Origin of the sequence: Bacillus sp. FJAT-28004 (assembly GCF_001280845.1) — a bacterium.
Taxonomy (GTDB): domain Bacteria; phylum Bacillota; class Bacilli; order Paenibacillales; family Paenibacillaceae; genus Pristimantibacillus.
Map to the genome: position 1 here is coordinate 3,345,193 of NZ_LGHP01000001.1, position 15,477 is coordinate 3,360,669.

Annotated in this window: 14 protein-coding genes; 1 reads left to right on the plus strand and 13 read right to left on the minus strand. The window is 46.4% G+C overall.

Features of this window, described 5'->3' with window-relative positions; genetic code table 11:
- Nucleotides 1–20 precede the first annotated feature (20 nt).
- From AC787_RS14480 to AC787_RS14510, 7 genes are all read right to left on the minus strand, one after another.
- Nucleotides 21–1,163, minus strand: coding sequence for a glycosyltransferase family 4 protein (locus tag AC787_RS14480; RefSeq protein ID WP_054025418.1), 1,143 nt, complete (start codon nt 1,161–1,163; stop codon nt 21–23).
- A 103-nt stretch (nt 1,164–1,266) separates the two neighbouring features.
- Nucleotides 1,267–1,971 (minus strand): WecB/TagA/CpsF family glycosyltransferase, encoded by a 705-nt coding sequence (locus AC787_RS14485; protein ID WP_082360986.1) that lies wholly within the window; start codon nt 1,969–1,971, stop codon nt 1,267–1,269.
- A 64-nt stretch (nt 1,972–2,035) separates the two neighbouring features.
- Entirely contained in the window at nt 2,036–3,193 is a 1,158-nt protein-coding gene (gene csaB / locus AC787_RS14490; protein WP_054025420.1) for a polysaccharide pyruvyl transferase CsaB, read from the minus strand.
- Entirely contained in the window at nt 3,157–5,301 is a 2,145-nt protein-coding gene (locus AC787_RS14495) for a DUF5693 family protein (RefSeq protein ID WP_054025421.1), read from the minus strand. Before AC787_RS14495 ends, csaB begins: the two co-directional genes overlap by 37 nt.
- A 35-nt stretch (nt 5,302–5,336) precedes the next feature.
- Nucleotides 5,337–7,064: a phospho-sugar mutase gene (locus AC787_RS14500; RefSeq protein WP_054025422.1), complete on the minus strand. Its 1,728-nt coding sequence runs from the start codon at nt 7,062–7,064 to the stop codon at nt 5,337–5,339.
- 33 nt (nt 7,065–7,097) lie between these two features.
- Nucleotides 7,098–7,529 (minus strand): 3-hydroxyacyl-ACP dehydratase FabZ, encoded by a 432-nt coding sequence (fabZ, locus tag AC787_RS14505; protein WP_056631018.1) that lies wholly within the window; start codon nt 7,527–7,529, stop codon nt 7,098–7,100.
- Between the two features lie 176 nt (nt 7,530–7,705).
- Nucleotides 7,706–8,239 (minus strand): CDP-alcohol phosphatidyltransferase family protein, encoded by a 534-nt coding sequence (locus tag AC787_RS14510; protein ID WP_054025424.1) that lies wholly within the window; start codon nt 8,237–8,239, stop codon nt 7,706–7,708.
- 244 nt (nt 8,240–8,483) lie between these two features.
- On the opposite strand from AC787_RS14510, the gene AC787_RS14515 reads away from it, so the two are divergent.
- Nucleotides 8,484–10,694, plus strand: coding sequence for an Ig-like domain-containing protein (locus AC787_RS14515; protein ID WP_152970637.1), 2,211 nt, complete (start codon nt 8,484–8,486; stop codon nt 10,692–10,694).
- A gap of 149 nt (nt 10,695–10,843) precedes the next feature.
- Here the strand turns inward: AC787_RS14515 and AC787_RS14520 are convergent, their stop codons facing one another.
- The 6 genes from AC787_RS14520 to AC787_RS14545 all read right to left on the minus strand — a co-directional run bounded on the left by AC787_RS14520 (nt 10,844) and on the right by AC787_RS14545 (nt 15,424).
- Nucleotides 10,844–11,158: a DNA-directed RNA polymerase subunit beta gene (locus AC787_RS14520; RefSeq protein ID WP_054025426.1), complete on the minus strand. Its 315-nt coding sequence runs from the start codon at nt 11,156–11,158 to the stop codon at nt 10,844–10,846.
- A 16-nt stretch (nt 11,159–11,174) separates the two neighbouring features.
- Nucleotides 11,175–12,017 (minus strand): flagellar hook-basal body protein, encoded by an 843-nt coding sequence (locus AC787_RS14525; protein WP_054025427.1) that lies wholly within the window; start codon nt 12,015–12,017, stop codon nt 11,175–11,177.
- 32 nt (nt 12,018–12,049) lie between these two features.
- Nucleotides 12,050–12,913 (minus strand): flagellar hook-basal body protein, encoded by an 864-nt coding sequence (locus AC787_RS14530; protein ID WP_054025428.1) that lies wholly within the window; start codon nt 12,911–12,913, stop codon nt 12,050–12,052.
- A 173-nt stretch (nt 12,914–13,086) separates the two neighbouring features.
- Entirely contained in the window at nt 13,087–14,079 is a 993-nt protein-coding gene (gene mreB, locus AC787_RS14535; protein WP_054025429.1) for a rod shape-determining protein MreB, read from the minus strand.
- 124 nt (nt 14,080–14,203) lie between these two features.
- Nucleotides 14,204–14,491 (minus strand): sporulation transcriptional regulator SpoIIID, encoded by a 288-nt coding sequence (spoIIID, locus tag AC787_RS14540; RefSeq protein ID WP_054025430.1) that lies wholly within the window; start codon nt 14,489–14,491, stop codon nt 14,204–14,206.
- A gap of 192 nt (nt 14,492–14,683) precedes the next feature.
- Nucleotides 14,684–15,424, minus strand: a complete 741-nt coding sequence (locus tag AC787_RS14545) for a M23 family metallopeptidase (protein ID WP_054025431.1) — start codon at nt 15,422–15,424, stop codon at nt 14,684–14,686.
- Nucleotides 15,425–15,477 lie beyond the last annotated feature (53 nt).

Below are 15,477 nucleotides of genomic sequence, written 5' to 3' on the forward strand. Positions count from 1 at the left end.
AAAGGATTCAGAGCTCTTATTTATTTGGAACGGGATTCAGCATCCAGCTTGAGTCGAAGTCTCATTCGAGCTAGGAAATTAATAAGCGGCCTGCGTGTTTTGTCCACGATACCGGTTATTTCTGCCCCAATCTGTAAGAAAAACATTAGCATACAGATGACGGCAAAGGTGATCCAGTTCGCCGCGCTCGACTGTACGACAGCCGATTGCACGATTGCGAGTCCGCCGAATATTGCAGCTACTCCCCATATGATAAGGACAGTACGACGGTGGCTGAAGCCAAGGTCACGCAAACGATGATGCAAATGTCCTTTGTCTGGAGCAAAAATTGGTTTTTTGTTTACCCAGCGGCGAACGATTGCGAAGAAAGTATCCGAAAGCGGAACGCCGATAATGAGCAGCGGTGTTACAAACGATACCATCGTTACCTGCTTGAAGCCGAGCATCGAAAGCGTTGCTAGACTGAAGCCGAGAAAAAGCGATCCCGAGTCGCCCATAAATATTTTTGCGGGATGAAAGTTGAAAACAAGAAATCCGACAATTCCGCCAAGCAGCAATGTACTTAGCAAGATAACAGGTTGGAAGCCCATCAGCGATGCCATCACAACAATCGTTGCAATCGCGATTCCCGATACGCCGGCAGCAAGCCCGTCCAAGCCATCGATCAGATTAATAGCATTTGTTACGCCAACGATCCATAGAATCGTAAGCGGAATGCTGATCCAACCGGCAATTGGCTGCATCGTTTCACCGAACGGTATGTTCAGCAAGTCGATCTTTACGTCAAAGACGAAAACGACTACGCATGCCGCCGCGATTTGACCGAGCAGCTTCACCTTTGCCGAAAGCTCGAAACGGTCATCGAAAGCACCTAAAATAATAATCATCGTACCGCCGACAAGCAGCGCGTTGATCATATTTGAATCCTGCGGACGGAGCAAGCCGTCTGGTATAAATGGCGATAAAATAAAGAATGCGCCTACGAATGCAATATAAATAGCTAGACCGCCAAGACGCGGCATAATGCGCGTGTGTACTTTGCGGTGATTTGGTTTGTCTATTGCGCCTACTTTGAATGCAAATTTCTTAACAAGCGGCGTCATCGCAATGGCAAGAACAAGAGCGATTATGAACCCAATTGAATACAGCAAGCCTACCGGCATGTGTGCAACTCCCCTTTTCTTTCTACCGAAGTGAATTATACTCCGATTGGAAAGGAAACTCCAACCCCGTTTTCATCCAATTTTCATGGTTTTAACGAGAATTTCACGGTGTAGGTCGAGGTTTTGTTACGTTTTCTTTGTCGCGAACCACTTTCACTACGAATTTCGGCAAAACAAGCATTCTTTTGTAGCGTTTAGGCTCTTGCAGCAAGCGATAAAACCATTCAAGCCGAAGTTTTTGAAAAATATCAGGAGCCCGCTTTAGTTTGCCTGAAACAACGTCGAAGCTTCCGCCAACGCCCATAATCAAAGGCACGCCCAGCTTATGCTTGTATTTCACTATCCACGGCTCCTGCGTATCCGCTCCTCGTGCCACAAATAATAAATCAGGTGCAGCAGCACGGATCTCTTCCACCACTTCTTCATCCTGATCCGGGCCAAAAAATCCGTTCCGGTAACCTACGATTTTCACTTGAGGGTATTGCAGCTGCAGCTTTTCTGCCGCCGCCTCAATAATCTCTTGCGAGGTGCCAAGCAGATAAGCTTTCCATTTACGTGTTTCACCTTCCTGCAAAAGACGATGAAGGAGATCAAACCCTGTTACTCGTTCTGCAACAGGCTGTCCCACGTATTTGGCTGCCCATACAACTCCTGCGCCATCGGGCACGATAAGATCTGCACGTCGAATCATCGCACTGTAATTAGGATCCTCAACGGCAGACATAATCATAATCGGATTAGCGGTAATAACATGCGTTACCTGTCTTCCCTCGATTGCTTCTATTAAATAATTGACTGTCTCATCCATGCTCACCTTGGAGAATGGTATGCCGTAAATCGGCACAGTTGGTAGTTGTTTCGACAAGAGGAACTCACCTCGATAATGTATGACGCAGCAAATGAACAATTTGTTGCGCCGGTCTTTGCGATTGTTGTTTTAAAAGATCGATTGCTGGCTTGTGCTTCGCTTGCCAGCTCTCCTTGTCAGACAGCAGCAAATGCGCTGCCTCTGCGAATTGTTCGGCATCCAGCTGCTCTGTCGTGCCGATGGCTTTGATGCCAAGTCGACCCAGAAATTGGTCGATCTTCGGGTCGTACGAGAGGCCAAGCATGGGAACCATTTGGCCCGCGGCATAAATAAGCGCATGGAGGCGCATGCCAAGCAAAGCGTCGCACCGGCTGACCGCAAGCAGCATTTGCTGGGGGTCGTCGCCGGGCGCGGTCAGCTCGGCGGTGGAACCGTTGCCGAGCCGGCCGCGCAGCCGTTCCATCACCTGCTCCGACGCTACTGTGTCGGAGGGAGTATGGAACGGCAGGAAGCGCAGCCGGACAGGCATGCGCTTCGACAGCGCGACTAGCGCGTCGGCGGCGCGCTCGAGATCGGCGCCGTCACTGCGCCAGTGGCGCAGCGATACTCCGACTAACGGCGCAGCAGGAGGGCTGAACGCATCGGCGGCTTGTCCAACAGCCGATGTGCCAGCTGGAAGCGGCAAGCCCATGACCGGATCGGGAACGATATCAATCCGATCACTAGGCACGCCGATACTTCCGAGCAAAGCAGCAGATTCCGAATCCCTAACGGATACATAAGCACTTCGATTCATGACTCCACGAATGAAAGAATCCATCCAGCGGCGGTTCACAGGACCGATACCTTGCGAATAAGCGAATGTTGGCTTACCCAGCAATTGTGCCAGCTTCATGACTCCAGTATAGTAAGGAATCGTTTTGGCACTTGTAACGTCTTGCAGGAGGCTTCCGCCTCCGCTGATTAGACCGTCACTGCCTTTCAACGCTTTCCATAGATCTGCTGGATGCATTCGGCGAACAGCTTCAACGCCATACATCCGGCTTGTCCAATCCGGATCAGCCGATAAAACGATCGGCTGAATTTGCACGCCTTGCGCCTTGCCTTCTTCTTCTAGTGCAAGCAATATCGATTTGAGTACCGCTTCATCACCGCTGTTGTGGAAGCCATAATAGCCTGAAATTACTATTCGACGAATTTGCGGATGACGGCTGGTGCCCATTTACGAATTGCTCCTTCCACTAACTGCCATGCCAAAATCAAAATACAGCCGATTATGATACCTGTACCCAAGCCGAGCGCTACACGAATCATCGAAATGTAAAGCGGCGTGTGAAGATGTGCAAAGGTATCAACCATCGTCAATTGGCCGATCGAACCGACAATGACAAGCAGCCAAGCTGCACGGTAACGAAGTGCAAGGAACAAGCCAAGCAACAGCGGTGGATGACCAAGCATAAACTCTTTAAAGCGTGGTCGTACGCCGAATGTAGACTCTAACCACCCGCGAATAAGCAGCTCGATTGCTGGTGCTTGTCCATTGTTCCCTGTACGAGACAAGTAATAGAAACCGATAGCGCCAATGAATACAGCTACGATAATCCACGTTAAAGTAATAGGTTGTGACAGCAGCTTGCGCAGCTTTCCGATCGAAGTTTGACCGTTATAGAAAAATACATAGATGGCCACCAATACAATCGGTGCCAAATGCAGCACACTAACTCCGCGGAATTGTTCCAATACCAGATTGTACGTAATATTGTTCAACAATCCGAATATCATAGGCGCTCCCATGAGGGAGATTAGTGTCGCCACAATAAACCAATTCAAAGCAAGACCAAAACGTCTACCTGTAGATAAGGCAGGAAATATCCATTTCATACGATTTCCACTCTCATATACAGCACCTGGCTGCTGAGGTGTCTGTCCTTGCTGGCTGCGTCCTACCGACCAATTCATTCCGCCAATAACACGACGCTCACCGACGGTGCGGGAGTAAATCCGATTCATCACCCATACAAGAGCCAGCGTAGGGGCTGCAATCGAAGCACCTAATGCTAGGCCCTGCTCCATGAGCGAGCTGTTAAGCTTGTACAAGCCTGCGCTTCCAACTAAGCCAATAGCATAGACTGGAATATAAACGCCTGGAATAAAGGCTCCTATTAACAAAGTAATCAATGCTACTGCACCAGCAGCAACGATTGCACGTACAGGTTTGTTCCAAGAAGGCGGCTCATGATCAAACGCTTTTGGCATGCCTGGCGTAAAGCCTGCGTTCGAGAGCTTATCTACTATGCCGCCCTCTTCACCCATTGCTTCAGCAATGCGGTCCAAGGAATTAACCACCATTGCTTTATCCGTATTCGACTGAGCCGTCCCGTTCAAGAAAAACATACGGATATTGCGATCCTTTGCCGCTAAAAGAAAACGATCAGCAATCGCTTCTGGAGACATCGTCATTCCATCGTTCTCCGACAAAGAATATAATCTGACTACATTATAATTTGTAATATAAGCTAATTTATTTATACCTTGTTGCGGTTTTTTCAAATTTTCTATTGTAGCTATACCCATATCGTATTTTTTAAGCAGTTCTCCGAACTGATAAAGGCTGTTATCCATCGCTTGATCGGATGCACCCTTTACTTTGTCGCCTTCGAACAATACGCGCTCAACATCGTATTCCTTCAATTTCGCAAGCACAGCGTCTGTTGCTTGCTGATCATAAGGCTTAATACGATCGGAGAAGCGAGGCAATATTTTAAATCCTGCATTATGAATCGTTTCAAGTGACATTGGATCAAAATCCATCGTTTTCATAACAGCCTCGGTAATCGGCATCTCAACGACAAAACCTTTACGGCCGCCGTATGACCAATCACTGTACACAGCCTCGGAACGATCCAACGCTTCGCGTACAATAGGACTAATCATTTCTTCTTCTTTTGGTCCATTGAATAAAATATAAGTAAAGTTTTGACCTACCGGCTCAAACTTGCTTTGCAGCAATGCAGCGTCTCTAGAGCTGTAAAAAGTCAGTCTGCCTGATATCTGCAGATCCTTCAGAGAGCTCTCATAAACGGCCATCGTTGTGACGCCAGATTCCTTCAGCATCTCCAGCTTCTCAGTCAGAAACTGCTGCGGCCTTGCCTGCTTTTCCGCAACCTCAATAATATCCCGGTAATCAAATACATATTCAACTTGCTTCGACGATTTTTCCATTTCCATACGAACGGCTCCGAGCGGCAATGCTGCCGCCACCCCGATAATTGCAATGATCCATAAAACGAATCTTGCACGCCGATTCCATTGCTGCCAACGTAAAAACACACAATTCCTCCGTTCTAAACAGGTTGATTAACGTTCTATTCGGTACGGTCTACCCGTTCCATAACGGAGGTTTGCAATGATTGCAGCGCTACAGCAGCAGCATCCTTAGACTCACCCTTGACCGCAAAATATACTTTGATTTTTGGCTCCGTGCCCGATGGACGCAAGCAGAACCATGAGCCGTCCGCTCGCAAATATTTCAACACATTCTCCGGACGCAAGCCATCTTGGCCCTCGCCGTAATCAAGCACATGCTCCACTTTAACGCCGCCGATTTCAGTTGGCGGATTTTGACGCCAGTCATCCATAATAGCACCAATTTTTTGTACACCATCAAGGCCCTTAAGCGTACGCGACTCCAAGCCTTCCAAATAAAAACCATGTTCAGCATATAGTTCAAGCAGAACATCGTACAACGTTTTCCCTTGACTGCTATAATAAGCCGCAGCTTCAGCAATTAATAGTGCGGCAACGATCGCATCTTTATCACGCGCATAAGTTCCTGTTAAATAACCATAGCTTTCCTCGTAGCCGAATAGGAAAGTGTGCTCACCCGTTTGCTCATAACGAGTCATTTTTTCACCAATATATTTGAAGCCTGTTAACGTATTTTCAACCGCCACGCCGTATGAACGGGCAATATCCGCGCCCAACTCACTTGTCACGATCGTTTTGACAACAACGCCATTGTCTGGCAGCTGTCCACGTTCCTTCAACTGGCTCAGCACATAATGAACCATTAGTGCACCTGATTGGTTGCCAGTGAGCACCACGTACTCGCCCTCATTGTTTTTCACAACCGCACCCATACGGTCTGCGTCAGGATCGGTACCTATAATGATATCTGCATTGACCTGCTGCGCTAACTTAATCGCAAGTGTAAACGCCTCGCGCTCTTCCGGATTAGGAGACTTTACGGTGCTAAAATATCCATCCGGCTGCTCTTGCTCCGGTACGATGTGCACATTTTTAAAACCAACCTTTTTCAACACTTCGCGAACAGGCATATTGCCAGTGCCATGCAGAGGTGTGAATACAACGCTAATCTTTTCGCCAATTTCCCCTTTGATGAGATCTGCATTCAAGCTCTGAGCAACTACCGTATCAATAAATTGTTGATCGGCATCTTCTCCAAGCCAGCGAAGCAGGCCCTTCGCCTCCGCTTCCTCGCGACTAAGCCTTTTCACTTCATCAAAACCAGCGATTTGACTGATAGCAGAAATAACCTGTTCAGCTTCCTCAGGAATGAGCTGGCAGCCGTCAGCGCCATATGCTTTGTAACCATTGTACTCAGGCGGATTGTGGCTTGCCGTAATGACAATACCGCTGGATGCATGCAGTGAGCGCACCGCAAAAGAAAGCTGAGGTGTTGGACGCAGCGCGGTGAATAAATAAGTAGTAATACCGTTGCCAGCAAGCACAAGCGCTGCATCCAGCGCAAACTCAGGGGAGTTATTGCGGGAATCATGAGCGATGACAACTGAAGGAGCAGCTCCATCAGCAGATTTACCTGCAAGCAGCCAATTCGCAAGTCCCTGTGTCGCTTTACCAACCGTATAAGTATTCAAACGATTCGTTCCTGCACCCATTACACCGCGCAAGCCGCCCGTACCAAATTCAAGGTCACGATAAAAACGGTCCGTAATCTCTTTTTCTTGCCCTTCAATATTGCGCAGCTCGTCCTTTGTTCCCGCATCAATAAGCGGATCATTAAGCCACGCCTCATATTTAGCAATAACAGTAGTATTCGTTTCGTTCGTCATATTTAGCAGCCTCTTTCATTCATGAATTTATATTTATGAAGGATTAGATAAAGCAAACATAAGCTCGCCTTCGGCAACGATTTGATCGCCAACTCTTGCTGTCCCTTGCCCTTTTCCAATAGAGCCCTTAAGCCTTGTAATCTGGACCTCAAGCGTCAACGTATCGCCAGGCTTTACTTGACCACGAAAACGGAAGCCGTCGATGCCAGCAAAAAAACCAAGCTTTCCACGATTAGCTTCTATCATCAGCATCGCTACAGTACCTACCTGCGCAAGCGCTTCTACTATAAGAACGCCTGGCATAACCGGATAACCCGGGAAATGACCTACAAAATAGGGTTCATTCATCGTAACATTTTTGAGACCGACTGCACGCACGCCTGGCTCAACCTCCAAAATTCGGTCGATTAGCAGAAACGGCGGACGGTGCGGAATGATTTCTTGAATTTGATTAATATCCAACATGACAAAAAAAGCCCCTCTCATTAGTAGTTAGGTAGTATAAAAAGTGTCTTTCTGTACGACACTATACATATCCCTCATAAACTGCAGTTTATGAAGGTTAAGATAAGAGGTTTGGCTGCTTGGACCCGAAGTGTCCTCAGCCAAGCCTCTTTGTTCATATGTAGTGAATTAAAAGATCACGAATGTCCGGCTGGTGTTTCCGTTATGTTTTTATTCAGCGCTTTAAACATCACGATATACATAATTGAAGTTACGAATGAGAAGGCAATGACCCCCCACAAATAAAAATGAGCATTCGGCGCTTCAAAGAAAATCAGCATAATCGCTGCATAAAAGAGCACAGTTGTCAGCTTCCCCATCCAGTTGGCAGGTACCGTCTTTTTCCCTCGAAAGTGAAAATAGAGTCCCCCCGCTATCATGCCCAAATCGCGCAAAAACATCGCTGCAGCCGCTGCCCAAGAAATATGGCCGGATACGAGCAGCGATACAATAACCGTGATCAGCATCAACTTATCCGCAAGCGGATCAAGCATTATTCCAGCCGTCGTTACCTGACCGGTTCTGCGTGCGATATAACCATCAAGTACATCGGTAATACCAGCAGCAACCATAATCAAAAAGGCAGGAATCATATGTCCTTCCGCAAAAATCACAATGTAGACAGGGATTAATAAAAAACGCAATGATGTTAATAGATTCGGCAGATTCAAATATTCACGCTCCTCTACCTATTACTGACTGTCCACCATGGTTCCCAACTATTATACAACTACCTCCCACAAAAATAAAACTATCGCTGTTCCTAATAAGCTAAGCAAATTGCAGAAGTTAGTTCAAACTAACTATTTGCCATTTTTTTATTTATACATTTTGTGATCGTTATTCATTTTTACCATCTTCTTACCGTTATAAATAGAATACCAATTACTTTAAACAAGAAAGGACAGGGATGTAGTGAATTTTAGTTTGCGATTAAATAAGTCGTTAAAAGGAACTCGCAGGTGGCTGTCAGCTGCACTTGCATTCGTATTGGTTATGACTTCCATGACTGGAGTTGTCAACGCCGCAGAAGATACAGTAAACGGCATTGAATTTAACTATGACTCAACGGATTACAACAGCAGCACGTCATCACTGGAAACATTTGTTGAAGATGATCAGGTCAATTTAACGGTATTCGCCTCCATTTCAGGTTCGTCATCGAAAAAGGAAGTTACAGCGGATGCGACATGGAAATCATCCAATACCGCTCTCGTCAAAGTGGAAAAAGGCATATTAACGGGTGTGGGCAAGGGAACTGCAACGATAAGTGCTACTTATAAAGGCTACACGATTTCTATCAAGGCTTCATCAGATTATGTTTATGATTCAGTAACCCTGATGCAGAACGGAATAACCGCACCAGCAACGACTGATATCGAGATTGGTCAAAACTTGGTCTTCACGTTAAACGGCTTGAAAGCAAACCAAGAGCCAAAAAACGTGACAAGCGATGCTGTTTGGACAACATCAAACGCTGCTATTGCTACAGTTGATGAAGGCGCTATTACATTACTAGGTGTCGGAGCCGTTACGATTACCGCCAAGCTTAAAGGTAAATCCGATTCGATTACAGTAAATGTTACCTCACCTTACAAATCGATTACGATTGATTCCGGTAATTCAGGCAATCTGGTCGAACTCGACATCGGCTATGACGACAAAGTATTAACCGCCTCCGTCGCACCGAAGACTGGCGGAACACTTCCCGTTACAAATGAAGCCAAATGGGTAAGCGCTAATGAAAAAGTGGCCTCAGTTAAAAAAGGCGTAATCACAGCGGTAAGCGCTGGAAAAACGACGATTACCGTATCCTACAAAGGTGTTAGCACATCCATTGATGTTGTTGTGCGTACGGCTTTTCAGTCGATCAAGCTCTCACCTGAGAAGGAATACCATCTGCTGCTGCAGGACGCACCGCTTCAAGTTAAAGCCGACGTGCTTGATAATAAAAATAATTCTGACGATGTGACTGATAAAGCCGATTGGACGTCTTCGAACGTCGTAGTCGCTACCGTTACAGCAGGAAAGATATTTCCTAAATCGGTCGGCACAACTAAAATTACAGCAAACTACAAGGGTGTTAGCCGCAGCATTGAAATTACGGTATACCCGAGCATAACCGAGCTTACTGTTGAAACGGAAACCATCGATGGTTACACCGAAATCAGCGAGAATCTGCCTAAAGTAATGGCAACAACCTTTGATGGTACGAAGGTCGACGTATCCAAAATTGTGGTTTGGACTTCCGCGGATGAGAAAGTAGCTACCATAAAAGACGGCCAATGGACAGCTAAAACGCTTGGGAAATCCGTCCTTACCGCAGCTCTTCAGGGATATAAAACAAATGTGACTTTAGTCGTTCATATGAAGCCATTAAAGCTGATAGCTGGCGTAAAAGATCTTAGCATTATTTTAGGAAAAGAAACACCTTTCCCTTCCGTAACCGTTGTTAATGAAGACGGAGAAGAAGAGGATATTTCGAGCAGAGTCAAATGGAAGTCTTCATCAGAGGATATCGTGCTGAAAGAAAAGAGCATGAAAGGCTTAGATGTAGCCAGTATTACGCTCACAGCCACTTACCTGACTAAGAGTGTAACTGTACGTGTAAAAATTGAGGAAGAAATCGTCAAGCTTGTTGTTGACCCCATTTCTCTCGATCTTTATCCTGGCAGATCCAAATCCGTTAAGGTTACAGGTTATTACAAGAGCGGCAAGCAGGTTTCGTTAGGATCAAAAATGAATTGGGAGTCTGGAAATCCTAACATCGCAACCGTTAGCAGCACTACTGTTAAAGGGGTTGCCGTAGGAACAACTAAAATTACCGGTTCATACCAAGGCAAAACGGTCATTGTCCCTGTTGTGATTTCCCCTAAACTGAAATCACTTGTCCTATCCAGCAAATCAGTTCAGCTCAGCCCTGGAGGAATCTATTCGGCTAAGCTGCAAGCTAATTTTACGACTGGAAACCCGGCTGATGTAACCGATAACGCAGTTTGGACATCATCCAAAGCTAGTGTCGCTACCGTAGTTAATGGAAAGATCATTGCTGTTAGCAAAGGATCCGCATCCATTAAAGCAACCTATGCAGGCAAAAGTGTCACGATAAGGGTAAGTGTAAAATAAATAAAAAATGCTGCAAGTGTGAAGCTCGTTACATAACGAGTTTTTCACTTGCGTAATAGAAGTGTATCTTTCGTATTGATACCCAAAAAAGGGTTGCCCGCTTTGCAGCATACACTGCAAAATGGGCAACCCTTTTTCTCTTATATTAATTACGATTCAGCAAACACTAAGTCATAGAGATGCTGCCATGTAGCCCAGCTAAAAACCTCATCCCCAGACTGCTTGCCTATTACGACGTAACCAATGTACAAGCCTGCCACTAGCATAATGATCATTATGAGCGGTACGATGCTTTTGCGTAAAAGCCACAGCAGCATGCTTACCCCTTTGGGCCGTTGCTTCTTATTGGAGCTCTCTTCAGCCTTCGCGCGACTACTGCGCTTCTGCCTCCCAGAGCTTTTCTCTTCCGCTTTACTCCCGGATCCGCTTGCTTCATGGTCCATTCGCTCATCGGCCATACTCATCAACATCATCCTATCCTTATGCGCGCAGCCCGTTGGTAAGGCTCATCATCGTATCACTTGACGATAACGCTCTAGCTGCCAATTGATAAGCGCGCTGCACATTAATAAGCTCGGTCATCTCGTCCGTCAGCTCGACATTTGACTGCTCCAAGTAACCTTGACGCAGCACAATGTTATTTTCCGAATTCGGCACAGCCTGCTGCACGACATCACCAGCATTAATTCCGTTTGCAACGACAAACAGGTTATCAGAAACCGCAGTCAATGCCGCAGGACGCGAAGCTTGCAGCAACTTAATGCTGCCAAGCGGAATCGTGCGCTCAGAAGATACTCCAAGCACGGTTCCGTCTGGATTTACCCGTAAACTGTACCCTTGAGGTACTACGATATTGCGCTCAACCACGTTTCCTGTCACAGCATCTCTTACGTTAGCTACGACTGGATATCCGTCTTCCGTTGCCAAAATCGTATCACCGTTTGCGCCGACCGTCAACTGAAACGCTCCGTTGCGTGTATAAGCACGGTTGCCAGCGTTGTCCACTTCCACCTCGAACAGTGCATTTCCCTCAATCGCAATATCCGTTTCTTTATCGGTTCCTTGCATAGGGCCTTGAGAGAGATTGGGTTGAACCATCGTCATTCTCGAGCCCCAGCCTTGCGTGAAATCCATTGGTGTTTTACGACCAGGCTGATTAAAAGCCTCTGGCTGGCTTCTTACGTTTGTAAGAAGATCCTCAAAGGTCGCTTCCTTGCGTTTGTAACCAACTGTATTCACATTAGCTATATTATCCGCGAGAAGATCCAGCTTCTGTTGAAGACCATTCATCGATACCATAGCGTTAATCATTGAACTGTTCATGCTTCGTGCACCTCCGCTACTTCAACCTGTTGTTACACGCGACCTACTTCATTGACTGCTTTGCTTAAGCTTTGATCATAAAATTGGATAACCTTCTGGTTAGCTTCATAAGCACGCAGCGCCGACATAAGATCAATAGCCGCTTGCGCGGTATCAACGTTAGAGCGTTCTATGTAGCCTTGTCTTACTTCAACGCGCTCATTCTGAGCGATAGCGACAGCTTCACCATTATCTCCCGAGAAACGGAAGCTCCCGTTCCCATCGCGCACAAGCAGATTGGGATCATCAACACGGCTAATAAGCAGTTGAACGCCGATATCCTGCCCATTCGTATCCATGAAGCGCTGGTTATCCGTTAGTACGAGTCTATCAAGCCCCACACCCGCTGGCATCTGAATAGGCTGACCATTTGTCCCAAGCACACTTGATCCGTCACTTCCCATAAGGAAACCATCCTCGGTCAGCGTAAACTTCCCACCGCGTGTATATCGAATCTCGCCATTTTGATCCTGTAGCGTAAAAAAGGCTTGAGGTTGAAAAGTAACCTCTCCGTCTGGTCCAATATTTTTACCGGAAGCGTCAAAGGATAAGCCGTCTACATCAATGTTGGAGATCAATGCAAAATCAGACGAGTTATTCGTCTGTGTCAGATCACCCTGTAAATGAATGGACAAGCTTTCTTCCGCAAATACACCGTTAGTCAGTTTCCCGATCTTAGTGAAATTCTCCGGTCCTGCACCTGTTAATGACAACATCATTTCCGGAAAAGAACGAGTTACAGCGTTTGTCTGTTTATAACCAGGCGTATTTATATTCGAAATATTATTCGTCACCGTATCATGTCTGCGCTGCTGAGAAATCATGCCCGACGCCGCGGTGTATAGTCCTCTTAACATCGTTGTTACCTCCTTAGTGCTTCCAATCGATCCTAGCTATATATGTTATCGGTTGAAAGCAAGGCTGCCTGAATAGCTTGTCCATGCGACCTATGACTCATTTACGCCTCGGCTACGCCCCCCTAAGGCTCCCTACCCGCGCAAATCATTATAATATAGGCCGCTTGCGGTCTTTACTTCTTCCCGAGCTTGTCCAAGTTATCTAGAAGGATTCCCGTTCCCTTAACGACGCAGTGCATCGGATCTTCTGCAATTAGCACAGGTACTTTAAGCTCTTCTGCTAGAAGCGAATCTAGTCCGCCAAGCAAAGCGCCCCCACCTGTCAAAATAACACCACGGTCGATAATGTCCGCTGACAACTCTGGCGGCGTGCGTTCCAACACGGACTTAGCAGCCGATACGATGGACATTACAGAGTCCCATAGCGCCTCGCGAATCTCTCCTGAACGAATCGTTAGCGTAAGAGGAAGTCCCGACACCATATCTCTTCCGCGAATATCGATTTCTTCCTGCTTCCCGCCATCTAGCACTGTACCGATTTTTATTTTTATATCCTCGCTCGTTCTTTCACCAATTAGAAGCTTGTATTTATTTTTGATAAACTTCATAATCGCATCGTCGAACTTGTCCCCTGCAACTTTAATGGAGGAGGCAGTGACAACGTCGCCCATGGAAAGTACGGCTACATCTGTCGTGCCCCCGCCAATATCAACGACCATATTGCCGCTAGGCTGGAAAATATCCATTCCAGCCCCTATCGCAGCCGCTTTTGGTTCATCCTCAAGAAATACTTCCTTCGCTCCACTGCGTTCCGCAGCTTCACGAATAGCTTTCTGCTCCACCGAAGTAATGTTTGTTGGAGCACAAATAAGAATACGGGGACGGCTAAACCATTTCCGTCCCTCGACGCGATCAATAAATGCTTTTAACATAATTTCCGTAATTTCAAAATCAGCAATAACACCATCGCGCAGCGGACGAATCGCAATAATGTTGCCCGGCGTTCTGCCTACCATGCGATGCGCTTCCTCGCCTACTGCCAGCACACGTTTCGAATCGCTTTCAATGGCAACAACTGAAGGCTCATCGAGTACGACGCCTCTACCTTTTACATGTATGGACACATTTGCAGTACCAAGATCAATCCCAATATCCTTGCTCAACATAAGGCTTAAGTCCCCCAACGAATAATAATTACAAAACGTACGATTGGTTCCCTTGACACAGAAACCGTTAACGTTTATTATTCGCCAAAAAAGACAAAATTCCTCTATAATTCGCGAAAAAACTTCAGTGTTTCCCTGCAGCGAGTACTTCACGCTTTTTCGTACTCGTTTTCTTATATTTAATTTTGGTCGCTTCTCCTCCCCTTAGATGCCTAATTGATTTGTGGTACTCGAGAATGTGCTTTACCTGATCGGCCAAATCGGGGTTTATTTCAGGAAGCCGTTCTGTTAAGTCCTTGTGCACTGTGCTTTTAGACACACCAAACTCCTTGGCGATCGTCCGCACCGTATGCTTCGTTTCCACGATGCAGCGGCCTATTTTAATGGTTCGCTCCTTAATGTAATCGTGCACGTTCCCGCCTCCCTACTCGAGATAGTTTGGTACATTATATGAGTAGGCATCGTATATATTCGTTGTGGTCAAGCCTGACAGGCAGGAATGTGAATAAATTTTCATAAAAACGTAAAACAGGCAGGGAATTGCTCCCCGCCTGTACGACTAAAGTCCTATTTTTACTAACTCAACGTTATTCTTTAGCTCTTATTACTCTTGGATTAATGAGCTTGGGTTTATCGCCTTGCCATTGCTTCTTGTTTCATAATGAAGGTGGATCCCCAAATCGCGTTCTAAATCATTGCGACCGGCTTTTGCGATAATCGTACCTTGTGTAACGTCATCGCCTTTTTTAACCGTTACATCCGCTAAGCTTTGGTAAACAGTCACCAGACCGCCCTCATGTGTAATTTCGACCGAATTGCCGTTGGTCGGATGTTCCTCCACATAAGTAACCTTACCTGATAGCGCTGCAAGTACATCAAATGATTTACCGCTTGGGTCAACAAAGTCGATACCCATATGAGGAGAGAACTTGTCGCCCGTTTGAATCAATGCAGCCTCGCGTTCTGCGTCACTTGCTTTTTCGTCGTAGAATGGAAGTTCTTCCTTAAGCACTGTTTTGTCAGTTAGCGGCCAATGGATCGATTCGTTAGCAGCAATAACTTCAAGGACATCCTCATCCTTGCCTTGCGGTACAGTTGTATCCCCTTGTGTAACTTCAGAAGGATCGGTTTTTCCTGCTGTCGGTTTCGTATCCGCCCCCTGATAGATCCACATTAAGGTTACGATAATTGCTGCCGCGGCCATGAAGATTGCTGGAGATACCCATCGCTTTGCAAAAAGGTTCTTCCATCCACTGCTAGATTTGGCGGCAGACGTTCCTCCCAGAACAGTTTTGGGAGTTTCTTCTGGTCTTTGCTTCGGTTTACTTTGATTTTGATCATTCATTTTCTATCACCTCACTAGCCATTGTTACCAGATCTGCTAGGTTTATACGTGAG

Excerpts from the sequence above, each read along its gene's own strand:
- AC787_RS14480 (WP_054025418.1), bottom strand. The coding sequence starts at position 1,163 with ATGCCGGTAGGCTTGCTGTATTCAATTGGGTTCATAATCGCTCTTGTT.
- AC787_RS14485 (WP_082360986.1), bottom strand. The coding sequence starts at position 1,971 with ATGGATGAGACAGTCAATTATTTAATAGAAGCAATCGAGGGAAGACAG.
- fabZ (WP_056631018.1), bottom strand. The coding sequence starts at position 7,529 with ATGTTGGATATTAATCAAATTCAAGAAATCATTCCGCACCGTCCGCCG.
- AC787_RS14520 (WP_054025426.1), bottom strand. The coding sequence starts at position 11,158 with ATGAGTATGGCCGATGAGCGAATGGACCATGAAGCAAGCGGATCCGGG.
- AC787_RS14525 (WP_054025427.1), bottom strand. The coding sequence starts at position 12,017 with ATGAACAGTTCAATGATTAACGCTATGGTATCGATGAATGGTCTTCAA.
- AC787_RS14500 (WP_054025422.1), bottom strand. The coding sequence starts at position 7,064 with ATGACGAACGAAACGAATACTACTGTTATTGCTAAATATGAGGCGTGG.
- AC787_RS14545 (WP_054025431.1), bottom strand. The coding sequence starts at position 15,424 with ATGAATGATCAAAATCAAAGTAAACCGAAGCAAAGACCAGAAGAAACT.
- csaB (WP_054025420.1), bottom strand. The coding sequence starts at position 3,193 with ATGGGCACCAGCCGTCATCCGCAAATTCGTCGAATAGTAATTTCAGGC.
- AC787_RS14530 (WP_054025428.1), bottom strand. The coding sequence starts at position 12,913 with ATGTTAAGAGGACTATACACCGCGGCGTCGGGCATGATTTCTCAGCAG.
- mreB (WP_054025429.1), bottom strand. The coding sequence starts at position 14,079 with ATGTTGAGCAAGGATATTGGGATTGATCTTGGTACTGCAAATGTGTCC.